The following is a 21,680-nucleotide window of genomic DNA, read 5'->3' on the forward strand; positions in this document are numbered from 1 at the left end:
CAGCTTTTGTTTTTGCTTGAATGATTCTTAAGTAGCTATCCGTCATTATCAAGAACAGAGGGGGTTTTCCGTGTCTATCGACATTCTTGGCAATGCCGGATGGCTGCTCAAACTGGTCTTTAAGCAAAAGCCGAAAGTGTAAACAGCACTGTTAATTTCCATACCTTGGTATGCAGCGGCAGCACCCTATTGCCGGGCGGGCTTTGCGGCTAGAATATTTGCCTGTGATTAGCGAATGGGAAAAGGACGAACAATGGCTTTGCTGCGGCGGATGGTGGTGGCGGGGGTGGGACTGATTGGCGGCTCGCTGGCTTTGGATGTGAATCGGCTGGGGTTGGCGGATTGCGTGGCGGGTGTGGATACGGATGCGGCCAATCTGCGGCAGGCGCTGGATTTAGGCGTGGTGGATGAAGGCTTTGCTTCGCTTGGCCAGGCCATATCGGCCGATACGGATTTGGTGTTGCTGGCCGCGCCGGTGGGCGCGGTGGGGCGGAGTTGTGCGGAATTGGCACCGCTCTTGCCGGCGGGATGTGTGGTGAGCGATGTAGGCAGCACCAAACAGTCGGCGCTGGCGGCATTTGCGCGGTATTTGCCTGCTGCATGGCCGCGCTGTGTGGCGGCACACCCGATTGCAGGTACGGAACGTTCGGGCGCGGCGGCGGCACAGGCCGGGCTGTTTGCCGGCAAACGGCTGATTATTTGCCCGCACGAAGGGCAGGATGCGGCGGCACTGGCGCGGGTGGAAACATTGTGGCAGGCGGTGGGCGCACGGGTGGAATATATGGATGCAGCGGCGCACGATGCGGCGTTTGCGGCGGTATCGCACCTGCCGCAGCTTTTGGCCTATGCCTATATGCGGCAGGTGGCGCTCGCGGCAGAGAGTGAAGAATGGCTGCGGCTGGCGGGCAGCGGTTTCCGCGATTTTTCCCGCCTGGCAGCCAGCGAACCGGCGATGTGGGCGGACATTGCGCTGGCTAACCGTGAAAACCTGTTGGCTTTATTGGACGGGCAACAGCAGCAGTTGGCACGGCTGCGCGAATGTTTGGCGCAGGAAGACGGAGCGGGCTTGCGGGAGATGTTTGCCGAGGCGAGCGCGGCGCGGCGGGAGTGGGAAAACGGGCGGGGGTAGGAAATTTCAGGTAGCCTTTTGGGGCTACCTGAAAAGTTTTAGGATGATTGGCAACGGTGGTTAAACTTCGCTGAAGCAGCAGTGGGTTGTTCTTTTGAGTCCGACCCACGGTTTTGCAGGTAGCCTTCCCTTGCGGGGTATGTAGGGTGTGTACGGAACGCACGCACGCGTTATTCAAGCCTCAAACAACTGCGGCACACCCTACAGCCGCCCAGCGCGTAGCTTGGGTTGGGAAAGCCAACGGTTCACTTTATTGGTTGGGTTATGCCTGCGGCTAACCCAACCTTGTTTCGTTTTAACTTCGTTGAAGCTGCGCTTTCAGGTAGCCTTTTGAGGCTACCTGAAAGTTTTTTGATGATTGGGAAAGACGTATAGTGGATTAACAAAAATCAAAACAAGGCGGCGGGCCGCAGACAGTACACACGTTACGGCAAGGCGAGCCAACGCTGTACCGGGTTTTGTTAATTTACTATATTAGCTTTAATGTATGAGTTTGCTAAACGATTTCAGGTAGCCTGTGGGGGAGGAGGCTACCTGAAAGTTTGTGTGGCTAGAGATAGTCGGCCAGATTGCCCAATGCGCTTTGCCAATCGCTGGGGGCGATGCCGAAGGCGGTGTGGATTTTGCTGCAGTCGAGGCGGGAGTCGGCGGGGCGGCTGGCGGGGGTGGGGTAGTCGGCGGTGGTGATGGCGCGCAGTTCGGGTGTGCGGGGCAGGATGCCTTGTTCGGCGGCGCGGCGGAAGATTTCGGCGGCAAAGCCGTGCCAGGTGGTGTAGGGGCTACCTGAAAAGTGGTAGAGGCCGTAGGGGCGGTTTTCGGTTTGGGTGCGCCCGGCGATGTGCAGCAGGGCGGCGGCGATGTGGCCGGCATAGGTGGGGGCGCCGCTTTGGTCGGCCACGACGCCTAGGCTGTCGCGTTCGCGGCCGAGGCGGAGCATGGTTTTCACGAAGTTGTGGCCGTGTTCGCCAAACACCCAGGCGGTGCGCAGGATGATGTGGCGCGGGCAGGCGGCCTGCACGGCTTGTTCGCCGGCCAGTTTGCTTCGGCCGTATATGGTTTGGGGATCGGGGGTGTCGGTTTCGCGGTAGGGGCGTTCGGTGCGGCCGTTGAAAACGTAGTCGGTGGAAATATGCAGGATGGCGGCGCCTGCGGCGTGGGCGGCGCGGGCGAGGTTTTCGGCACCTTCGGCATTGGCGGCATAGGCGGCGGCCGGTTCGCTTTCGGCTTTATCCACGGCGGTGTAGGCGGCGGCGTTGATGATCACGTCAGGCTGCTCGCGCTCGACGGTCTGCAATACGGCGGCACGGTCGGCGATGTCGAGTTCGCTACGGTTGTAAGCGGCTACCTGAAAATTGTGGGTGGCGGCTTGCCGGATGAGGGCTTGGCCAACTTGGCCATGGTGGCCGGTGATGAGGAGTTTCATAGGGGCTACCTGAAATTGGGATGTTTAATCAAACAATACGGCTTGGTTCAGCGGCTTGCCGGCGAGGTCTTTGGGCGAGAGCTTGGGTTCGCCTTGCAGCGGCCATTCGATGCCGACTGCGGGGTCGTTCCACAACAGGGAATGTTCGGCTTTGGGGTTGTAGTAGTCGGTGCATTTATAAACGAATTCGGCCTCTTGGCTGAGCACGTAGAAGCCGTGGGCGAAGCCTTCGGGCACCCAGAGCTGATGTTTGTTTTCGGCGGAGAGGATGGCGCCGGCCCATTGGCCGAAGGTGGGGGAATTGCGGCGCAGATCGACGGCCACGTCGAACACTTCGCCGGCAATCACGCGCACGAGTTTGCCTTGGGTGTTTTCGGTTTGGTAGTGCAGGCCGCGCAAAACGCCTTGGCCGGATTTGGAGTGGTTTTCCTGCACGAAGGTGCGCGGGGCGATGTGTTTGCGAAACCAGTTGTCGCGGAAGGTTTCCATAAAGAAGCCGCGCTCGTCGCCGTGGACTTGGGGCTGGAGGAGTTTGACTTCGGGAAGGGCGGTGGTGAGGATGTTCATAATAGGGTGGTGGGTTGGGGTTAGGGAGAGGGTTTCAGGCAGCCTGTGCTTGTTTTGGGGCTACCTGAAAACGGGTTTACGAATGCTCTAGGGTGTGGCTGATGTATTGTTGCCGTTGGATTTGCCCGAGCTTCTGCCGGGCTTCGGCCAGCTGGCGGCTGAGGCGTTCGTGTTCTTTGCTGCCGCGGCCGGGCTGTTTGGCTTGCTGCTTGAGCCGGGCAATGCGCTGTTGCAGCTCGGCTTTGTTGCGTTGCTGCATTTGGTCGGCATAGGCGGCTTGGTCGGCGTAGTAGGCCTGAATTTTGTTTTGCAGCGCCTGCCAGGCTTTGGGCCGGTGTTTGGGCGGGATGGCGAGCTTGTAGCTGAGGCAGGTGCAGGGGCGGCCGCATTCGGGGCAGGGCACGGCTTGGCCGTGGGTTTTGGCGCGGCGCACGGCGGTGCGGCAGTGGAAGCAGACGTGGTTGGTGTTGGAGGGCATGGTTTCAGGTTAGGGTATGGTGAATTAAAATAAAAATGCTACTGCGGTGGTTGGCTTTGCCGTATGTGTGTATTGTCTGCGGCTTGCCGCTGGCCTCATTCTTATTTTGATCCGCTATAGTTCCTGCGGTTGAGGTAGTCCAGCACTTGGGTGTTGCTGTAGAAACTGATGAGTTCATTTTCGATGTTGGCACGGGCGAATGGGGCGGCGAGCAGGAGGATGAGGAGGGTGTGGAGCTTGGTCATGATTTCATGCCTAGGTAGTTCATGCCGATATGTTTCAGGTAGCCTTTGATGCTGCGGATGATGACGCTGCTGGTTTTCGGCTGGAGGAAGCCTGCTTTTTCTTGGCGGATGGTGCTGTCAAGTTTTTCTAGCGCCTCGAGTACGAAGGCGGGGCGGCTGTGCAGGATGCGCAGGCCGTGGTGTTGTTCGAAGTAGAGCCAGTCGTCGGCTACGGCGCTGGGTTTACGAGTGACATTCAGTAGTCTTTGAGCGCCGGTTTGGGTAACGATATAGGCTACGGCACCACTGCCATATTGTTCCCAGGGAGTACCGAATAGGATGCTATCGGAATTAAGTTGTAGTTTGGCGCGGGTTTTGATGGGGATGCGACGGTAGTAATAGGGTAGTTGGTGTTTTAGGGTTTTGACGTAACCGAGGAGCAGCACATCAAATGGGTATTGTTCAGTAATATTATTCAGGTAGCCTTCATTCAATAAGGGCTGGGGATTGCGGATAAATTCGGCATCGTCTTCCAAAATCAGGGCGTAGGGGTGCTGTTGGCGGACAATGTGGGCGTAAACCTGATGATGGCTGAGGGCACAGCCTAATTCGCCACGGGCGAGCCAACGTTGTTTTTTGCTTTTTTTATGCAGCAGCCGGGATGAGAGGCGTTCGATATCGGATTGGCTGGCTTGGCGCATATCCACGGCATCGATAAATGTGGCCTCAATGCCCACTTTCGCACACTCCTGCTGCATGTGTTCACGTCGGTCTTGCTGGTTGGCAAGGGAAATAATGTAAGCTGGAATCATGATGTGGGATCAAAGAGTTGTTTCAAGTGCGCGCCGAAGGTGCCGGGTTGGAAGCTTAAACGGCGGTCGAGTTTGTGCACGGGGGTTTGTGCAGTGATTTCGGCGAAAGCTTCGGCGTTGTAGGGTTTTTCTAATTTGGCCAGGAGCAGATGAGGCAGGGTGTCGTCTACGGGTTCGCCGGCTTGGCCTGTCAGATAGTTGCGCACTAGTTCATTAAACATGATTTGAAAGAAGAAGTAGTGCGGTATGTGATTTTGGGTTTGCCAAAAGTTCAGCATCACATCGAGACAGGTGTGAATCAGCAAATTGCCGGGTTGGGCGGCGATAATGCAGTTGTTGACCTGCACGGGGTGCTCGGGCGACCAATTGAATACATCAGCATTGAAGCCCTGCCAAAAGTCTTGATGGGCGGCCTTTGGAGAGCGTTGGTACATAAAGAAATCTGTTTGTGCCCATTCTTTGGGAAGTGGGGCGGTGAGTAGTATAGAAGCATCCAGCCAAACGCCGCCGTAAACATCCAATAGTGCCAGGCGTAAAAGGTCAGCGAAGAAAGCGGGTTTGAACTCCGGATTTTGGCGTTTGGCTTGAACGAAATCGGGCAGATCCAAATAATTGTGCAGGGTTTGGTCGTCTAGCCGGATAAGCCGGTAGTCGCCTAGATTTTGTTCGACTGAGCGGAAACACAGGCGCACCATTTCGGGCAGTTGCTCTTGCTCGAGGCCTTGCCCCCAGTATTGCCAGATGATTTTTTGCCCGCGCAAATCTTGTTTGGCTTGAAGATTAAAACGGGGCAGCTGTCCTTGAAAGTAGGCTTGCAGGAAAGGCCGCCATAATTCGGCGGTGTGATACATCTGTTTCCGGCTGGCGTATGCGTTGATTTTATTGCGCAGAGGTTTGGGGGTAAGGCTGCGGTAGAAGATTTTCCACGGCCTTTGGTTGAGGCGCAGCAGCGGGGTGGCGATGGAGGCGAAATGATTGGCGGGAAACGGCATGGGCTGATGTTCCTAGGCTACCTGAAAACGGTACGGGCTATTTTACACTATCGAAATGGCGGGTGGCTGTGACGGGATTGGTTGGGTTTCCAGGTAGCCTGAACTATTTTTTGAGCAGCCGCAGCAGGTATTGGCCGTATTGGTTTTTGGCCATGAGTTTGGCCAAATCGGCCAATTGCTCATTGGAAAGCCAGCCGTTGCGCCAGGCGATTTCTTCGAGGCAGGCTACCTGAAGGGCTTGTACGTTTTGGATGGTGCGCACAAATGAGGCGGCTTCGTGCAGGCTTTCGTGTGTGCCGGTATCGAGCCAGGCAAAGCCGCGGCCGAGCAGTTGCACGGAAAGGTTGCCGTCTTCGAGATAGAGTTGGTTGAGGTCGGAGATTTCGAGCTCGCCGCGTGCGGATGGCTTGATTCGTTTGGCGAATTCGACCACGCGTTTGTCGTAGAAATAGAGGCCGGTTACCGCCCAGTTGGATTTGGGTTGTGCGGGTTTTTCTTCAATAGATAGGGCTTTGAGGTGTTGGTCGAATTCGACTACGCCAAAGCGCTCGGGGTCTTTCACTTGGTAGGCGAATACCGTAGCGCCGTGGGTTTGGGCGGCGGCTTGCTGCAGGGTTTGGGTGAAGGATTGGCCGTAGAAGATGTTGTCGCCCAATACGAGGCAGACGTTGTCGCTGCCGATAAATTCTTCGCCAATGATAAAGGCTTGGGCAAGGCCGTCCGGGCTGGGTTGTACGGCGTATTGCAGACGGATGCCGAAGTCGCTGCCGTTGCCAAGCAGGCGGCGGAAGGCGGCGTTGTCTTCGGGGGTGGTGATGATGAGGATGTCGCGGATGCCGGCGAGCATTAACACCGATAGGGGGTAGTAAATCATCGGTTTGTCGTATACGGGCATGAGTTGTTTGGATATGCCGCGTGTGATGGGGTACAACCGTGTGCCGGAACCCCCAGCGAGGATGATGCCTTTCATGCTTTAACCTCCTTTTGGTAGAAGGCTACCTGAAAGGAGTGAACTGTTTTCAGGTAGCCTGTTGTCTATTTAGTTGATATGTTTACTCTGCGCCCAGCAGTTTGCCGTTGTAGCGGCCGAAGAATTCGCTGATTTCAAAGAATACTTCTTTGCGCTCACCATGAGGGCCGACTACGCTGATGCGGTCGTAAATGCCGTTTTGGCCTTGAATCAGGGCTTGGCCAATTTTACGGTAGCCGGGCATGTTTTGGGCAATCCAGCGGTTTTCGGCAGCAATGCCGCGCGGGGTGTCGTTTTCGTGGATAACTACAGCGCGCTCTTGGCTGCTGCCGTCGGCACGTTGCTGCTGGGCGGCGGCAGGTGCGCGGTGGGGGCGTGTTTTGGCTTCCACACTGCCGAATAGAGCGAGGCCGAGGGCAAGGAAGCTGAGCAGTATGCTATTCCGGATGCTCATAGGTTCTCCGAATTATGGGGTTGATAAGTGGCCAAGCCGCTCTAAACGGTAGCGGCCATCGAGGATGCGTTGCCACCAAATTTTGTTATCCAAGTACCACTGTACGGTTTTGCGCATACCGGATTCAAAGGTTTCCTGTGGCTGCCAGCCTAGCTCGTGGCCGATTTTGGTGGCATCGATGGCATAGCGCAGGTCGTGGCCTGGGCGGTCGGGCACAAAGGTAATCAGGTCGGCATAACGCGACACGCCAACGGGTTTTTCGGGCGCCAGTTCTTCCAGTAAGGTACAGATAGTTTGTACCACTTCGAGATTGGTTTTTTCGTTGTGGCCGCCGATATTGTAGCTCTCGCCGATTTTGCCTTCGGTAATGACTTGATACAGCGCGCGGGCATGGTCTTCCACAAAAAGCCAATCGCGGATTTGTTGTCCGTTGCCGTAAACAGGCAATGGTTTGCCAGCTAGGGCATTCAGAATCATCAGTGGGATGAGTTTTTCGGGGAAGTGGTAGGGACCGTAGTTGTTGGAGCAGTTGGTAATGATGGTGGGCAGGCCGTAGGTGCGTAGCCAGGCGCGTACAAGATGGTCGCTGGAGGCTTTGCTAGCGGAATAGGGGCTGGACGGGGCGTAGGGCGTGGTTTCGGTAAATAAATCACTGGTGCCATGCAAGTCGCCATACACCTCATCGGTGGAGATATGATGGAAACGGAATACTGAGTGGCGATTTTCAGGCAGCCCCAGCCAATAGGCACGGGCTGCTTCGAGCAGGTTAAAGGTGCCGACAATATTGGTTTGGATAAATTCACCGGCGCTGTCTATGCTCCTATCCACATGGCTTTCCGCCGCCAGGTGCATCACACAGTCGGGCTGGTGTTGGGCAAATACGCGGTCGAGCTCGGTGCGGTTGCAAATATCCACTTGCTCGAAGGTATAGCGGGGGCTACCTGAAACTTCTGCCAAGGATTCAAGGTTGCCCGCATAGGTGAGCTTGTCGAGATTGATAACAGAATCTCGAGTGTGGCGGATGATGTGGCGGATAACTGCCGAGCCGATAAAGCCGGCGCCACCGGTGATGAGGAGGTTCAATTAAATCTCCGATTAAGTTTTTTCCCTAAGGTCATTGAAGGGTTCTCAATGAATTTAAAAGTAGGAATAGAGATAATAATGGTCAAAAATATACAAATAATTTGGTTAACATATATATTTAAATTTGGCAAATACATATACACAACTTGTTGTACAAAAAATCCCCATAGATATACACTATAAGAAATATCTATTGGTACCCGGATTTTTTTTATAAAGTTGAGTGTTCCAATATAAAGCAATAATGTTGACGAGAAATAGAAGAATGTTAAATGCTTCAGATAGTCATCTGTAGATAGGTAGGATATTATAAGAAAAGCAATAGGGTATGCTAAGGATGCTGGAACATTTTCTTTATGTATAGCGAATAAAGCACCAAGAGCAAAGCATGATAATGCTAAAGAAACACTTAAGTTTTGTTTTGAGAAAAATAAGCCATCACCGATACCCAAGATAGGTAGTATGATAATAAGTAGGCACAAGATTGATAAATATCTTATATTCTTCTTACCACCAGTTATGATGTAGGCAGAAAATAAAGAGAAATATGCCCCTACTTCAAAGGGAATTGTCCATAAAGAACCATTAACAGCATTTTTATATATATTCTCTGTGAAAACACCTGGAAGGTTATATTCGATTTTCAATTTTGCACTATGGCGTAAGTATTGAGATACTCCGCCATCGCTAAAATATTGAGTTATATCTAATGAGCTAAGAAATGGGGAGATAATTACAGCAGTTGTAATAAGCACAAAAAGGAAAGGTGGATATATTCTAAAAAAGCGAGAAATTATAAATTTCTTTAAATCATCACTCGATATAAGGCTGTTAGTAACTAAGATACCGCTAAGAAGAAAGAAAAACTCAACTGCTAAGCCCCCACCATTAGCCAAGCCTCTAGATAATTTAGTAAAAATGTCTGATTGTCCAGATGAGAAGGCTAGTTCAAAGCTATGTGAATAAATAACTATAATAGCCGCAATAAGCCTAAGTAGATCAAAATTATTATTACCTTTTTCTAGGAAATAAGATAGTTTATTATTCATTTTTTAAATTCTGTAGTATCTGTGAAGGGCCTAAATGTAAGCCTAAGAATTACTCAAATGGGACTATACTCATTGGAATTTTTCTATATTTAAATAGATATAATTGCTTATTTACTCTCCATAGCTCACGTAGTATTTTTTGCCTTAAATTTCTATTCATTTTATTATTTTGCTTTAGTTTCCTATCTGATTCAAGTTGGCTTCGTAATGAGACATCCTCAGGTCTGACAATAATTTCTTGAATACATATTGCGGGATAGAGCTGGAAAATAGATAAGTTTTTCGAGGCAAGAAGATGATCAAATAGTAATCCATCAACTGCAATAAAATTCTCTGTTTCCATCTCTCTTATTTTTTTCAAAAGAAAAGCTGCAGCTTGGCGAGATAAGATATATCCACCACCACCATAGTGATCACTACACAACTTCATTAGGCTATGAGTAGAATTTGGTAGTTTGTAGTCAATAGTGTGTACTTGGCAAGGTTGCAAAGTGGTTTCAATTTTTATAATAAAATTTTTGTGTAATAGAAATAAGTCATCCAACCATTTTGATTCATTTAATATAGTGTTTGCCTGTTTACCAAGCCAAATATCATCTTCAAAAATAGCAATATATGGCCATTCCTCATCAACACATTTTTTCCATAACATGATGTGACTCATTAGACAGGATTTTTCTCCATCTGTCATATGTGTTACCCGATTAAGGTTAGGGGCGATACTCTGAATAAGTTTTGTTAACTCTATAGATGGAGTAATGGCATCATAAAATGAGAAATTTATGTTATGTTTTGAAAACTCACTAATAACATGTTCTCTACGGGTGGTTGCTGTTGCAATGCTAATTACGTAAGAATGAAGCATAATATATAGTATATTTAAATTACGATGAAAATATAAATCTAAGAGGTAGCATTTCTATACTCTTTCATATGTTTCCTGAAGCTATCTATTTTATATTTCTGAAAACTTAATAGGTTAGGATTTGTAGCACGTTTTATTTGTGCAAAACCATCACGGGGAATACCAGCTTCTTCGGCAAAACGCCTAGGTAGTGGTCTGTCATAGCTATTATTCAATGTATAAGGCATCATTTCTTGTAAAAAGTTTAAGCGATAAATGTAGTTGGTAAATACAGTTCCAATATAAGGAACAGCAACTCGGACAAAGCCTTGTTTTAACCGATATTCTCCAAGGCTCAACTCGAAACAAGTAATTTTGCGCAGTCCATTTCCAATAAATTCGTCTTTATACCAAATTTCATCCCCGCCATGGCCAGTAAAAACGATCTTATTGGGTAGGAATGATTCAAACGCTAACCATGAGGAATCATCTCCCATTCCAAATGTAGCCAAAAAAATACTAATTTTATCTAAGTGATCTTCATAAGAAGATTCTTCTAAATTTAAATCAGAAATAGATTGGCCAAAGGGATGGCGACATGGAGTGCAATTCATACCTAACAATTGAGCAGTATTTGATCCTGAATCATTTCTCTCGTATACATTGACATCAATTGTTACCGCTTCTTTTACTCCTAAATCATGAACTATTGCTGCTGATGCAGTGCTATCATACCCGGAGCTAATTGTTGCTAAAGGAGATAGTTTAGGTGTATTTTCCCTATGATCAGACTTCCCATTTTCTAAGAGTAATTGAATCTTTTCCTTAACGTAGCTCTTGTAGTCATTAAATCTGACAAATTTATTAATTTTTATTTTGGGGATAAGGGATAAGCCATCATTAGTAATAGAGAAATTATGGTAGCAAAATAATAATATTATTAGTTCATTATCTTCAAATAGTATGGGATCGTAAGAAAAAATTCCTTTTTTTAACCGTTCACCTGTATTTGAGTCAATATTGCTTAATATAGTCTCTAATTTTTCATCTTGGAGACTTAGTGATAAGAGGCAGGCAAGGGAGTTAGATGCACAATAACTTTTAGTAGTTTTATCATATAGGAAAAATATTCCTTCAAGTAGATAAGAAGGAGGAACGAATGTAATTTTTTGATTTTCAATATATATACCAGAACCAAATACATGATCAGCATTTATATAATCTAAATTTTGGAAATTATTATCCCACACTCCTTCAATAATGCCATCTGGATGTTGATATACAGATGTTCCAAATGAGATCTCTGCGATATCGCCATTTATATTTTGCAAGAACCATGCAGATTGAGGAAGTTTTGAGTTAAGTTTATATTGGTATTTTGAAGGTATATTTAGACTAATAATCTGGTTAATTTTAGCATTAAAAGTCTGTGCATGCTGATATATCTGTTTTATTATTATTCTGTTTCTGAGTGATAAGAAATAGACAGATAAACTAGATCTATAGGCTAATTTAATAAGGTATTTTTTTATTTTATGTGTACTCATAGTTTTATACTTAAAAGGGTGACTAAAAAGAAGAATAATAATAGTGTGATGATAATATTAAACTTGGTTTTGTTAAAATTTAATTTTTTCGATAGATTATCTAGATCTCTACTGAGAAAATGGTTGGATAAATACAAGTCACAGATTTTTTTGCTTGCTGGGGAGAATTGTTCAAGTAGTAATTGCTGATCTTCTGAAACATAGATAGGATTTAATTTTAGGATCTTATGCAAAAATGTTTCAAGAATATATAAATCTTTATTATGTATTGTTGCAAAGAAATTTTTATTTATGTGAAATTGATTTTCAATTTCTTCTACGATTTGGTTTGTAGTTTTTTTACTAAAGCCTCGCCCTGAGAAATTATAATATTGTGCAGTAGAGAAATTTTCTTTGTTAAGATAACCAGGGCCACCATGACAGTCATAACAATACACGGGCTTATTGCCCAATAATGCATATTGCACTGTTTTACCAATAGTGATGATGCAGTCATATTTGCTTAGTAACTCAGGTGTTACTAAGCAAAAATTATAATTATATCCAATGTAATCAACTTCGTATTTTTTTTGTAATAGACTCGTTGCAGCAATAATTTCTGGGGGTGGGTGATTGGATATTATTGCTAGACGATTCAGTTTCTGTGGAGGAGGGAAGTTTTTTCTAAATTCTATAGGTGCACAGTTATAAGAAATATATATTTTTTCTGGAGGGATGCCAAAATTTTTTAGTGCAGTAGAGGTTTCTTCACTATTGGCAATAAAATAAGCATGAATATTATTCATGTATGGAATTTGGAGTAATTCCATATTCTCAAAAGGGGATAAATGGGCGGAGATGATTAGTGCAGTAATAGGTTGCTTAATATTTTTATTGGAGAATAGGAGAGGAAATATTCCATGCTGTGACCAGATTAGTTGATAGCTATAAAGATCAATATCACATATATTATGGCAGATGTCATTGTTATCAAAATGTTGTCTAATAGGATCATCTACCAAGTTTGCAAAAACAGTAACCTTACATCCAGTTTTCTTAAAAAAATTGTATAGTTCTAAAATCTGTATTTCAGAACCAGCATAATCTTTTAAATGATTTGTTAAAAGTAGGATGTTCATAAATAAAAGTATTTAGAATAGGCGATATTAATTTATATTTTTGTAAATTTCTTGGTATTTTTTTGGTTTAAATATTTTGTAGAATAATCTCCGCAATGGCATATTATAGTATGAAATATTTTCTTTTCTATACTTTTGATAGATTCCTATCATATCATGAAAGAACAAGCCATTTTTACAGTACAGATCATAGTGCTTATTATATAATTTTAAGAGACTGTCAGATTTTTTCTGTTCTGTGGCTGTGTTGCATATTGAAGAAGAGTCTTCTCGTTGTCTATAGAAGAATAAAGGTTCAGGTATTCTATAGATCGTTCCTCCCAATTCTAATATGGAAATATATAAATCCCAATCCTCATACATTTCTAAATTTGTATCAAATCCACCAGTCATGTCAAAAAAAGATTTTCTGATTAATGATGTGATGCAAATACTATTTTCTAAGAGGAAGTCTTTGATTTCAAATTGGTGACACCAGGTTTGATTCTTAGCTCCAAATAATTGGACATCGCTACAGACAATAGCAACCGTTTCATCATTTTCAGCTATATTGCTGCATTTTTTCAGAAATTCAGGATGCAGTTTGTCGTCAGAGTCTAGACAAACTAAGTATTTACCCTTTGCATGCTTAATAGCATTCATCCTTGCAATCATACAGTAACTGTTTTCTTGAGACATGACAGTTAGTTGCTGATATTTTTCTTGGTATCTATATAAAATATTTAGCGTATTATCTGTAGAGCCATCATCTATAGCAATAACTTCAAAGTTTTGTAGTGTCTGAGAAAATAAGCTATCCAATGTTTCTGGTAAATATTGGGCAGTATTAAAACACGGAATAATAACAGATATTAAAGGGTTTGATGAGGGTTTCATTATAAGGGGGTAAGATCTATTATTTTGGTAAATCAATATTTTGGTGTGGATAAATCTGTAAAATATAGTTTATCCAATTGCCAAAGCTGTATTTTTTTCTAATAGATTCGTCAATATCAAAATATGGTTTATTGAGAAAGTTATCAATAATATCAAAATTTTTACCATCCCAGATTAAGTGATTATTTGGATGGTAAAAATCATAGTATTTAATTTGGGGGTTGGTTGTAATGAGCTTTTGTTTTCGTCCTAGTGCTTCAAAGGCCCGAAAAGACAACCCTTTATGCTCATCAATTACAAAATCTATTAAGACTCTTGCCTTGTTGGCTTTCTCTAAATTTTCTTGGAAGTCAATGTATTGATCAATTAGTGTAATGCTGTCATCTGGATAAATTTCTCTCCCATTTCCACTCTCCCGCCATAACACATTAATATCAGCTGTTTTTTTTCTCTCTTTTATATAGCGACCAAAAGAGGTAATAACCCCTACCCTTGAGTTCATGTGGACTCCCGTAAAGTAGAAATCGACAGTTCTCTCCAATTGATTATCTAAGTTATGATCAAAATAGAAATTAGTGGCTGGGAGGAGTTGGTAGTTTAGGGTATTTAAATCGTCTGGGTCAAAAACATAGAATCTATCAAAGCTATTAATTAATGGATAAATTTTTGGAAATCTGTGTAATCCATCAAATTGATAGTTTACAACGCCGTTCTTGCTTTGATCCCGAACAAATTTAATAAAGTCTTGACTATAGGTTTCTCCATTAATAAAAAAGGCATAGTCCAAGCCGTTTTCTGATTTAATTCTTTCAAGGATATCATTCTGTAATACCTGTAGTTTCAGATGTTTTTTAGGAGAGGAGTCTTTATATATAAGTTTCCTCCATTTTGTGTATAGCCAACTTGTAAAAGATGGATAATGGAAGTGACTATTTTCCTCTATTTCTCTTAAATCAATTACACAGAATCCATGATACTTCAGATTATCATGGACTAACTTGTAAAGCCCGGATACGGGAGGCATACCAAAAAGAACAGTTTTATTTGGCATTGCTATAATTCACTATAAGAAGCATTAAACTCTAATACGAGTATTGTATGTAGATGAAGAAGAGGATTCACTCACTCAATACTGCAATATCCGCTACCGCGTTCATCTGCTCTGCCAAACGGTTCAGCAGGTTCAGGCGGTTTTGTTTTACGGCGGGGTCTTCCGCCATCACCATTACGCCATCGAAGAAGGCATCGACTTGCGGTTTGACGGAAGCCAGTTCGGACAAGGCGGTTTGGAAATTACCTTCGGCAACGGCGGCGGCAATTTTCGGCTGCAAGCCTTGTGCGGCGGCATACAGGGCTTTTTCTTCGTCTTGTTGCAGCAGGCTTTCATCGACTTTGCCCAGCGCGGCATCGGCTTTTTTCAGCAGGTTTTGCACGCGTTTGTTGGCGGCGGCGAGCGCGGCGGCTTCGGGCAGTTGCTTGAACGCGGCAACGGCTTGCAGTTTGGCGGTCAAATCGTCCAAACGGCGCGGCTGTTTGGCGAGTACGGCGGCAACGATGTCTTGCAGATAGTCGTTTTGCAGCAATACGGCAAGGCGCGCTTGCATGAAGTCGGCAGTTTCAGACGGTGTTTTCTCGTTGAGCAAACCTTTGGGGAAGCTGTTGAAGGTCGTCTGGATCAGATCGTTTACGTCCAAACCATACTGCATCAGCATCCGCAGGATACCCAAGGCGGCGCGGCGCAGGGCGTAGGGGTCTTTGTCGCCGGTCGGAATCAGGCCGATGCCCCAAATGCCAACCAAGGTTTCCAGTTTGTCAGCCAGTGCAACGGCAGTGGCAGTTTTGCTTTCAGGTAGCCTATCACCGGCAAAGCGCGGCTGGTAGTGCTGCTCGATGGCTTCGGCGATTTCTTCGGTTTCGCCGTCCAAGCGGGCATAGTATTTGCCCATCGTGCCTTGCAGTTCGGGGAACTCGCCGACCATTTCGGTTACCAAGTCGGCTTTTGCCAAACGCGCGGTGCGTTCGGCTGCGGCAGCATCCGCGCCCAAAGCCTTGGCGATGTGGGCGGCGATGCTTTGCAGGCGTTCGATGCGTTCGGCTTGCGAACCGATTTTGTTGTGGTACACCACGTTCGCCAATTTGGGCAGACGGCTTTCCAAAGTCGCTTTTTGGTCTTGCTTGTAGAAGAACTCGGCATCAGACAGGCGCGCACGCAAGACACGTTCGTTGCCTTGGATGATGTGCGACGGGTCTTCGGTTTGCAGGTTGGAGACCAGCAGGAAGCGGTTCATCAGCTTGCCGTTTCGGTCGAGCAGCGGGAAGTATTTTTGGTTTTGCTGCATGGTCAGAATCAGGCATTCCTGCGGCACAACGAGGAAATGCTCTTCAAAACCAGCTTCCAATACCACAGGCCATTCAACCAGCGCGGTAACTTCGTCCAACAGCGCTTCATCGGCAGCAACGGTGGCTTTCAGACGGCCTGCCTGCTCGTTCAAGGCCGTCTGAATCGCGGCTTTACGCTCGGCAAACGAAGCGACGACTTTGCCTTGCTCACGCATTTGTGCGGCGTAGCTGTCGGCGTTTTCAATGGTGATTTCGCCGTTGGACAGGAAGCGATGTCCCAAGGTTTGATTGCCGCTTTGCAGACCCAAAACGCTGACGTTTACGATGTCGCCGCCGTGCAGCACAATCAGCCTGTGAACGGGGCGCACGAAGGTAAACGTGCTGCTGCCCCAACGCATCACTTTCGGAATCGGCAGTTTCTTAATCGCTTGATTGATAATGTCTTCCAAAAGTTCGCCCAACGGTTTGCCGGTTTGAACATATTCGTAGGCGTACACATCCTGCTTACCGTCATGGACGATGGTCAGGTCTTCAATTTTCGCGCCTGCACCGCGCGCGAAACCTTCCAAAGCCTTGGTCGGCGCACCGTTTTTCATGGCATTCGCCACGGCAGGGCCTTTTTTCACGATTTTCTGATCAGCTTGAACGGCTTTGACGTTTTTGATTTGAACAGCCAAACGGCGCGGTGATGCGTAGGTGGTAAATTCGGCTTCGCCGTCAATCAGTTGTGCTTTTTCCAAGCCTTCTGCAACAGAAGCGGCGAAGTGGTTGCCAAGATTGTTCAAAGCCTTGGGTGGGAGTTCTTCAGTTAAGAGTTCGATTAAAAGGGTTTGGGTGTTCATTGCAGCGTGTCGTTTGGGTTTCAGGTAGCCTGCCATTGCTGTAGATGGTGCTGAGTTTTTAATCAGGAGGCAGGCGGTACTGGTTTGTTAGGTTGGTGAGAATTCTAGCATTTTCAGGCTGCTTGCGCCTTGTTTTTAATCAGCGGGAAGCCCAGTTTCTCACGGCTTTCCACATATTTCTGCGCCACGGTACGGCTGAGGGTGCGGATGCGGCCGATGTAGGTGGCGCGTTCGGTAACGGAAATGGCGCCGCGTGCGTCTAAGAGGTTGAAGGTGTGGCCGGCTTTGAGGACGAGTTCGTAGGCGGGCAGGGCGAGGCTGGTGTCTTCCACGGCCAGCAGGCGCTTGGCTTGCGCTTCGTAGTCGTTGAACTGGCGCAGCAGCCAATCGGCATCGCTGTATTCGAAGTTGTAAGTGGATTGTTCGACTTCGTTTTGGTGGTATACATCGCCGTAGGTGACGGTGTTGCCATCCGGCGTTTTTGCCCAAACGAGGTCGTAAACGTTTTCCACGCCTTGCAGGTACATCGCCAAGCGTTCGATGCCATAGGTGATTTCGCCGAGCACGGGGGTGCAGTCGATGCCGCCGACTTGTTGGAAGTAGGTAAACTGGGTTACTTCCATGCCGTTGAGCCAAACTTCCCAGCCCAAGCCCCATGCGCCGAGTGTGGGGTTTTCCCAATCGTCTTCCACGAAGCGGATGTCGTGAACTTTGGGGTCGATACCCAATTCGCGCAGGGAATCGAGATAGAGGTCTTGGATATTGGCGGGGGCGGGCTTGAGGGCTACCTGAAATTGGTAATAGTGTTGCAGGCGGTTGGGGTTGTCGCCATAGCGGCCGTCTTTGGGGCGGCGGCTGGGTTGGACGTAGGCGGCAAACCAAGGTTCGGGGCCGAGCGCGCGCAGGCAGGTGGCGGGGTGGGATGTGCCGGCGCCAACTTCCATATCAAGCGGCTGGAGCAGGGTGCAGCCTTGGGCGGCCCAGTAGTTTTGCAGTTTGAAGATGATTTGTTGGAAGGTGAGCATGGTTGTGCGGAAAAGTTGGAAGAATAATGGCGGTATTGTACTTGGTTTGCCGATTAAACAAAACAAAGCTAAAGGCTACCTGAAAAATGGTTCTGGGATTTTCAGGTAGCCTTTTCAGCTTTAAGGCATGGCTGGGGCGCACTTTGCTTCATCGAGCATGATGGTTTGTGGTTTGCTGCTTTCCGCCGTACAAGGCTACCTGAAAAATGATTGAGCGATTTTCAGGTAGCCTTTGCCAAGTCGGCTAGGCTTTGGCGAAACGCACGCCGGTGAGCTGGGAGTTCAGGATGGCTTGGCGCAGCGCCTGCAATGCCTGCGGTCGCACGAAGTTGCGGCGCGAGGCCAATACGATGCGGCGGTTGGGTACGGGCGGCTCGAAGGGGATGATGGAAAACAGCAGGTGGTCGTTATCCGTGAGGGCGCTGGAAGGCAGTACGCTGATGCCCAGGCCACTGGCCACCATGTGGCGGATGGTGTTGATGGAGCTGCCCTGCAGGGTGTTGGCCAGGCCGAGAATGCGCTGGCGGGAGGCCAGTTTGCTGCAGCTTTCTAAAACTTGGTCGCGCATGCAGTTGCCTTCGCTGAGTAGCAGCACCTGCTGTTCTGTCAGCTGCTGCACGGATACGGCATCGAGCTCCTCAAACTCGTGCCCCTTCGGCACGATCACGAAAAACGGCTCGTCATACAGCGGCTCGGTGATGATGCCGGGTTCTTGGAAGGGCTCGGCCACCACGATGGCATCCAATTCGCCTTTTTTTAGGGAGTCGGTGAGGTTGGCAGTGTAGTGCTCTTCCAGCATCAGCGGCATATCGGGTGCCAGCTTGCGCAGCGACAAAATCAGGCGCGGCAACAGATAGGGTGCCACGGTGAAGATCAGCCCCAGCTTAAACACGCCGGCCAGCTCGTTTTGCTCGGAGGCGGCTAGGTGTTTGATGCGGTCGGCTTCCTCCAGTACGCGGTGCGCCTGGGTAATGATGCGCTCGCCGGTTTCGGTGGGCTTGACTTCGTTGCTGCTGCGGTCGAACAGCGAAACCGAAAGCTCTTCCTCCAGCTTTTTAATCGCGATGGAGAGAGTGGGCTGGCTGACGAAGCAGCGCTGGGCGGCACGGCCGAAGTGGCGTTCTTGTGCAACGGCCACAATGTAGCGCAATTCGGTCAGAGTCATGGTTTAGCTTTCTTCGCTTTTGCGTTGGATGTCTGGCAAAACAATGTTGAGTTCCAGTACGTCCACACCGTTTTGCGTTTCCTGTGAGATGCGGATGTCGTCGAGCGAAACGTGCACGTATTTCGACAACACTTCCAACAGCTCTTTCTGCAAGGTGGGCAGGTAGTCCGGTGCTTGGGATTTCACGCGCTCCTGCGCGATGATGATCTGTAGGCGGTCGCGGGCAATGCTGGCGGATTTGGGCTTTTTGCCAAACAATATATCGATTAATGACATAGCTTAACCTCCGAACAGGCGTTGCAGGAAGCCTTTTTTCTCTGCTTCCAAGAAACGCATCGGCCGGTTTTCGCCCAGCAGGCGAGCCACCACATCTTTATAGGCTTCAGCAGCAGGTACGCCTTCCTGGTGGATGACAGGCAGGCCGACGTTGGAGGCTTGCAGCACGTTTTGCGATTCGGGAATCACGCCCAAGAGTGGGATGCGCAATACGTCTTCAATGTCTTTTACTGAGAGCATTTCGCCGCTTGCCACGCGATCAGGGTTGTAGCGGGTAATCAGCAGGTGTTCTTTTACCTGTTCGCCTTTTTCAGCATGGCGGCTCTTGCTTTGCAGGATGCCCAAGATGCGGTCGGAGTCCCGCACGCTGGATACTTCGGGATTGGTGGTAACGATGGCTTCATCGGCAAAATACAGCGCCATCAGCGCACCGGTTTCGATACCGGCGGGCGAGTCGCAAATCACGAATTCGAAGTCCATTTTTTCGGTGAGCTCGGAGAGCACGCGTTCCACGCCTTCGCGGGTGAGTGCGTCTTTATCGCGTGTTTGCGAGGCAGGCAGCACGAACAGGTTGTCGCAATGCTTGTCTTTAATCAGCGCTTGGTGCAAGGTAGCTTCGTTTTGGATAACGTTGATTAAGTCGTACACCACGCGGCGTTCGCAGCCCATGATGAGGTCGAGATTGCGCAGGCCGACGTCGAAATCGATCACGGCGGTTTTGTGTCCTTTTAAAGCCAGGCCGCTGGCGATGCTGGCGCTGGTGGTGGTTTTGCCCACGCCGCCTTTGCCGGAGGTTACTACTATAATTTTTGCCACGGTTATGGTCCTTTCCCTTAGGTGAATCCGTTTTGTTGAAATTAGGTTGTTACGCTTGGTGGGCTACCTGAAAATGGTTTGCCGCCGTTTGTATTTTGTGTGTAGCTGATTAAATGTGGGTTGCTTTCAAATAATCTCGCTGAGGGCGGCGATGGCCAGCCGCTTTTTTTGCAAATAGATCTGCACGGCTTGGCGGTGCAGGTGTGGTGGCAGCTGCTGGTCGAAAGTGCGGTAGATGCCGGCGATGGATACCAGCTCGGCCTGCATTGATTGGGCAAAAATGCGGGCATTTTGATCGCCGCCGGCACCTGCCAAGGCACGACCGCGTAGGGGAGCATAAATATGAATATGGCCATCGGCAATCACTTCGGCTCCTTCGTTCACTAAACCCAGCACGATCAGGTCGGCGTTTTCGGCATACACCTGCTGGCCGGTACGGATCGGTTTTTCCACTACAAGAGTTTGGCGCACGGCGGGAGCGGGCGGAGTGCTGGGCATTTCATGTTGCGTATTTTCAGGTAGCCTTTTGTTTTCTTCACTATTGGCATTGTCGCTGCAAAAGGCTAAGTGATGAGCACGGGCGGCAGCCTGCCATTGTTCATTGTGATGGCGCAGGGTGCCGATGGGGAGGCTGTGCTCGGCAAATAGGCCGAGCAGGCTGTCTAAATCCAGATTATCCGGCGAGTCGAATGCCTGCACGTCGAGCAGCAGCGGCATATCGCTGAGCTCGCGGTATTGTGCGGCGCGCTCGGTAAGGGTTTGTCGGATAGCCGCCAGCTCGGTGGTGTTGAGCTGGATGGCAAGCGCGTCGATACGGGCGGATTTGATGTCGAATGCTGGCTTCATCGGTGCGATGGAGTCGTAATTTAAGAGTTGAAACGGCTCGCAGTTTACCGTTTTATGTAGGCTACTTCAAATTTGTGCGGTGGTCGGCTTATTATCAGGCTGCCTGAAAACTTGGCTTATAATGCGGCGAATCGCTTTCAGGTAGCCTGTTTGGCAAAATAGAGGCTACCTGAAAACCAGTTTGAGCAATTTAAATGGAAAAACTATGCAGAAGCCGATACGGATTTTGGGCATCGACCCGGGCAGCCGGGTAACAGGTTTTGGTGTGATTGATGTGCTGGGTCAGAGCCATCGCTATGTGGCATCCGGTTGCATCAAAACCATCCCGGGCGACGAGCTGGCCGGGCGGATCGGTATTATCGTGCAGCACATCGGTGAGATTATTGATACTTATCGGCCGAATCAGGCGGCGGTGGAGCAGGTGTTTGTGAATGTTAATCCCGCCGCCACGCTGATGCTGGGGCAGGCGCGCGGCGCGGCAGTGGCAGCGCTGGTGTTGCGCGGATTGCCTGTATATGAATACACGGCTTTGCAGGTGAAACAGGCGGTGGTGGGGCAGGGTAAAGCAGCCAAGGAGCAAGTGCAGCATATGGTGGTGCAGATGCTGAAGCTATCAGGAAGGCCACAAGCTGATGCGGCCGACGGGTTGGCTGTAGCACTCACGCATGCATTGCGTAACCATAGTTTGGCAGCAAAATTACACAACGCTTCGCAGATTAAAGGGGGGCGGTTTCAGGTTTAGTTTTCAGGTAGCCGGTGGCCAGTTGCATCCCTACTAGATAAATTTCATTTCGGCTTAGGGGA

At 48.4% G+C, this 21,680-nt stretch carries 23 protein-coding genes; 2 read left to right on the forward strand and 21 right to left on the reverse strand.

The features are described from left to right. Positions 1–253 precede the first annotated feature (253 nt). On the forward strand, positions 254–1,129 hold the full coding sequence (locus tag HMPREF2796_RS06050; protein ID WP_070631856.1) for a prephenate dehydrogenase: 876 nt from the start codon (positions 254–256) through the stop codon (positions 1,127–1,129). Between the two features lie 550 nt (positions 1,130–1,679). On the opposite strand, the gene rfbD is transcribed toward HMPREF2796_RS06050, so the two are convergent. The 21 genes from rfbD to minC all read right to left on the reverse strand — a co-directional run bounded on the left by rfbD (position 1,680) and on the right by minC (position 20,876). After that, entirely contained in the window at positions 1,680–2,552 is an 873-nt protein-coding gene (gene rfbD / locus HMPREF2796_RS06055; protein WP_070631859.1) for a dTDP-4-dehydrorhamnose reductase, read from the reverse strand. Between the two features lie 24 nt (positions 2,553–2,576). Then, positions 2,577–3,119 carry a dTDP-4-dehydrorhamnose 3,5-epimerase gene (rfbC, locus tag HMPREF2796_RS06060; protein ID WP_070631862.1) on the reverse strand — a complete coding sequence of 181 codons (543 nt, stop codon included), beginning with the start codon at positions 3,117–3,119 and terminating at the stop codon, positions 2,577–2,579. Positions 3,120–3,195: 76 nt separating this feature from the next. After that, positions 3,196–3,597 (reverse strand): hypothetical protein, encoded by a 402-nt coding sequence (locus tag HMPREF2796_RS06065; RefSeq protein ID WP_070631864.1) that lies wholly within the window; start codon positions 3,595–3,597, stop codon positions 3,196–3,198. Positions 3,598–3,698: 101 nt separating this feature from the next. Next, on the reverse strand, positions 3,699–3,842 hold the full coding sequence (locus HMPREF2796_RS11370; RefSeq protein WP_168162817.1) for a hypothetical protein: 144 nt from the start codon (positions 3,840–3,842) through the stop codon (positions 3,699–3,701). Continuing rightward, positions 3,839–4,633 carry a glycosyltransferase family 25 protein gene (locus HMPREF2796_RS06070; RefSeq protein WP_070631867.1) on the reverse strand — a complete coding sequence of 265 codons (795 nt, stop codon included), beginning with the start codon at positions 4,631–4,633 and terminating at the stop codon, positions 3,839–3,841. Before HMPREF2796_RS06070 ends, HMPREF2796_RS11370 begins: the two co-directional genes overlap by 4 nt. Next, on the reverse strand, positions 4,630–5,625 hold the full coding sequence (locus HMPREF2796_RS06075; protein WP_070631871.1) for a capsular polysaccharide synthesis protein: 996 nt from the start codon (positions 5,623–5,625) through the stop codon (positions 4,630–4,632). Before HMPREF2796_RS06075 ends, HMPREF2796_RS06070 begins: the two co-directional genes overlap by 4 nt. 103 nt (positions 5,626–5,728) lie before the next feature. After that, positions 5,729–6,595 carry a glucose-1-phosphate thymidylyltransferase RfbA gene (rfbA, locus tag HMPREF2796_RS06080; RefSeq protein WP_070631874.1) on the reverse strand — a complete coding sequence of 289 codons (867 nt, stop codon included), beginning with the start codon at positions 6,593–6,595 and terminating at the stop codon, positions 5,729–5,731. Between the two features lie 82 nt (positions 6,596–6,677). Then, on the reverse strand, positions 6,678–7,049 hold the full coding sequence (locus HMPREF2796_RS06085) for a hypothetical protein (RefSeq protein ID WP_083308660.1): 372 nt from the start codon (positions 7,047–7,049) through the stop codon (positions 6,678–6,680). A 12-nt stretch (positions 7,050–7,061) separates the two neighbouring features. Then, complete coding sequence (gene rfbB, locus HMPREF2796_RS06090) at positions 7,062–8,132, reverse strand: dTDP-glucose 4,6-dehydratase (RefSeq protein WP_070631877.1); 1,071 nt, start codon at positions 8,130–8,132, stop codon at positions 7,062–7,064. Next, entirely contained in the window at positions 8,129–9,181 is a 1,053-nt protein-coding gene (locus HMPREF2796_RS06095; protein WP_070631880.1) for an acyltransferase family protein, read from the reverse strand. Before HMPREF2796_RS06095 ends, rfbB begins: the two co-directional genes overlap by 4 nt. A gap of 49 nt (positions 9,182–9,230) precedes the next feature. Further along, on the reverse strand, positions 9,231–10,046 hold the full coding sequence (locus HMPREF2796_RS06100; RefSeq protein WP_083308661.1) for a glycosyltransferase family 25 protein: 816 nt from the start codon (positions 10,044–10,046) through the stop codon (positions 9,231–9,233). 38 nt (positions 10,047–10,084) lie between these two features. Beyond that, complete coding sequence (locus HMPREF2796_RS11095; protein ID WP_141749172.1) at positions 10,085–11,572, reverse strand: adenine nucleotide alpha hydrolase family protein; 1,488 nt, start codon at positions 11,570–11,572, stop codon at positions 10,085–10,087. Continuing rightward, positions 11,569–12,690, reverse strand: a complete 1,122-nt coding sequence (locus HMPREF2796_RS11100; protein ID WP_141749173.1) for a glycosyltransferase family protein — start codon at positions 12,688–12,690, stop codon at positions 11,569–11,571. Before HMPREF2796_RS11100 ends, HMPREF2796_RS11095 begins: the two co-directional genes overlap by 4 nt. Before the next feature lie 27 nt (positions 12,691–12,717). After that, positions 12,718–13,566 (reverse strand): glycosyltransferase family 2 protein, encoded by an 849-nt coding sequence (locus tag HMPREF2796_RS06105; RefSeq protein ID WP_083308662.1) that lies wholly within the window; start codon positions 13,564–13,566, stop codon positions 12,718–12,720. 19 nt (positions 13,567–13,585) lie between these two features. Continuing rightward, positions 13,586–14,617 carry a WaaS/CpsH family glycosyltransferase gene (locus HMPREF2796_RS06110; protein ID WP_070631885.1) on the reverse strand — a complete coding sequence of 344 codons (1,032 nt, stop codon included), beginning with the start codon at positions 14,615–14,617 and terminating at the stop codon, positions 13,586–13,588. Between the two features lie 67 nt (positions 14,618–14,684). Continuing rightward, a complete protein-coding gene (gene glyS, locus HMPREF2796_RS06115) occupies positions 14,685–16,748 on the reverse strand; it encodes a glycine--tRNA ligase subunit beta (protein ID WP_070631888.1) in 2,064 nt (687 codons plus the stop codon). 113 nt (positions 16,749–16,861) lie between these two features. Beyond that, a complete protein-coding gene (gene glyQ / locus HMPREF2796_RS06120; RefSeq protein ID WP_070631891.1) occupies positions 16,862–17,773 on the reverse strand; it encodes a glycine--tRNA ligase subunit alpha in 912 nt (303 codons plus the stop codon). Between the two features lie 244 nt (positions 17,774–18,017). After that, entirely contained in the window at positions 18,018–18,938 is a 921-nt protein-coding gene (locus HMPREF2796_RS06125; RefSeq protein WP_070631894.1) for a hydrogen peroxide-inducible genes activator, read from the reverse strand. 3 nt (positions 18,939–18,941) lie between these two features. Next, entirely contained in the window at positions 18,942–19,214 is a 273-nt protein-coding gene (gene minE, locus HMPREF2796_RS06130) for a cell division topological specificity factor MinE (RefSeq protein WP_070631897.1), read from the reverse strand. Between the two features lie 3 nt (positions 19,215–19,217). Next, positions 19,218–20,030 carry a septum site-determining protein MinD gene (gene minD, locus HMPREF2796_RS06135; protein ID WP_070631900.1) on the reverse strand — a complete coding sequence of 271 codons (813 nt, stop codon included), beginning with the start codon at positions 20,028–20,030 and terminating at the stop codon, positions 19,218–19,220. A gap of 126 nt (positions 20,031–20,156) precedes the next feature. Further along, on the reverse strand, positions 20,157–20,876 hold the full coding sequence (gene minC / locus HMPREF2796_RS06140) for a septum site-determining protein MinC (RefSeq protein WP_070631902.1): 720 nt from the start codon (positions 20,874–20,876) through the stop codon (positions 20,157–20,159). A gap of 205 nt (positions 20,877–21,081) precedes the next feature. Between minC and ruvC the strand changes: the two genes are divergently transcribed. Then, positions 21,082–21,618: a crossover junction endodeoxyribonuclease RuvC gene (gene ruvC, locus HMPREF2796_RS06145; RefSeq protein ID WP_070631905.1), complete on the forward strand. Its 537-nt coding sequence runs from the start codon at positions 21,082–21,084 to the stop codon at positions 21,616–21,618. Positions 21,619–21,680: the final 62 nt, after the last annotated feature.

Origin of the sequence: Eikenella sp. HMSC071B05 (assembly GCF_001811325.1) — a bacterium.
Classification (GTDB): domain Bacteria; phylum Pseudomonadota; class Gammaproteobacteria; order Burkholderiales; family Neisseriaceae; genus Eikenella; species Eikenella corrodens.

What these genes read in the sequence shown, in the direction of transcription:
- HMPREF2796_RS11370 (WP_168162817.1), bottom strand. Translation starts at nt 3,842, where the DNA reads ATGACCAAGCTCCACACCCTCCTCATCCTCCTGCTCGCCGCCCCATTC.
- HMPREF2796_RS06110 (WP_070631885.1), bottom strand. Translation starts at nt 14,617, where the DNA reads ATGCCAAATAAAACTGTTCTTTTTGGTATGCCTCCCGTATCCGGGCTT.
- minC (WP_070631902.1), bottom strand. Translation starts at nt 20,876, where the DNA reads ATGAAGCCAGCATTCGACATCAAATCCGCCCGTATCGACGCGCTTGCC.
- HMPREF2796_RS06075 (WP_070631871.1), bottom strand. Translation starts at nt 5,625, where the DNA reads ATGCCGTTTCCCGCCAATCATTTCGCCTCCATCGCCACCCCGCTGCTG.
- HMPREF2796_RS11095 (WP_141749172.1), bottom strand. Translation starts at nt 11,572, where the DNA reads ATGAGTACACATAAAATAAAAAAATACCTTATTAAATTAGCCTATAGA.
- rfbA (WP_070631874.1), bottom strand. Translation starts at nt 6,595, where the DNA reads ATGAAAGGCATCATCCTCGCTGGGGGTTCCGGCACACGGTTGTACCCC.
- HMPREF2796_RS11100 (WP_141749173.1), bottom strand. Translation starts at nt 12,690, where the DNA reads ATGAACATCCTACTTTTAACAAATCATTTAAAAGATTATGCTGGTTCT.
- HMPREF2796_RS06085 (WP_083308660.1), bottom strand. Translation starts at nt 7,049, where the DNA reads ATGAGCATCCGGAATAGCATACTGCTCAGCTTCCTTGCCCTCGGCCTC.
- HMPREF2796_RS06070 (WP_070631867.1), bottom strand. Translation starts at nt 4,633, where the DNA reads ATGATTCCAGCTTACATTATTTCCCTTGCCAACCAGCAAGACCGACGT.
- ruvC (WP_070631905.1), top strand. Translation starts at nt 21,082, where the DNA reads ATGCAGAAGCCGATACGGATTTTGGGCATCGACCCGGGCAGCCGGGTA.
- glyS (WP_070631888.1), bottom strand. Translation starts at nt 16,748, where the DNA reads ATGAACACCCAAACCCTTTTAATCGAACTCTTAACTGAAGAACTCCCA.
- HMPREF2796_RS06050 (WP_070631856.1), top strand. Translation starts at nt 254, where the DNA reads ATGGCTTTGCTGCGGCGGATGGTGGTGGCGGGGGTGGGACTGATTGGC.
- HMPREF2796_RS06065 (WP_070631864.1), bottom strand. Translation starts at nt 3,597, where the DNA reads ATGCCCTCCAACACCAACCACGTCTGCTTCCACTGCCGCACCGCCGTG.
- rfbC (WP_070631862.1), bottom strand. Translation starts at nt 3,119, where the DNA reads ATGAACATCCTCACCACCGCCCTTCCCGAAGTCAAACTCCTCCAGCCC.
- glyQ (WP_070631891.1), bottom strand. Translation starts at nt 17,773, where the DNA reads ATGCTCACCTTCCAACAAATCATCTTCAAACTGCAAAACTACTGGGCC.
- HMPREF2796_RS06100 (WP_083308661.1), bottom strand. Translation starts at nt 10,046, where the DNA reads ATGCTTCATTCTTACGTAATTAGCATTGCAACAGCAACCACCCGTAGA.
- HMPREF2796_RS06095 (WP_070631880.1), bottom strand. Translation starts at nt 9,181, where the DNA reads ATGAATAATAAACTATCTTATTTCCTAGAAAAAGGTAATAATAATTTT.
- minE (WP_070631897.1), bottom strand. Translation starts at nt 19,214, where the DNA reads ATGTCATTAATCGATATATTGTTTGGCAAAAAGCCCAAATCCGCCAGC.
- HMPREF2796_RS06105 (WP_083308662.1), bottom strand. Translation starts at nt 13,566, where the DNA reads ATGAAACCCTCATCAAACCCTTTAATATCTGTTATTATTCCGTGTTTT.
- HMPREF2796_RS06125 (WP_070631894.1), bottom strand. Translation starts at nt 18,938, where the DNA reads ATGACTCTGACCGAATTGCGCTACATTGTGGCCGTTGCACAAGAACGC.
- rfbD (WP_070631859.1), bottom strand. Translation starts at nt 2,552, where the DNA reads ATGAAACTCCTCATCACCGGCCACCATGGCCAAGTTGGCCAAGCCCTC.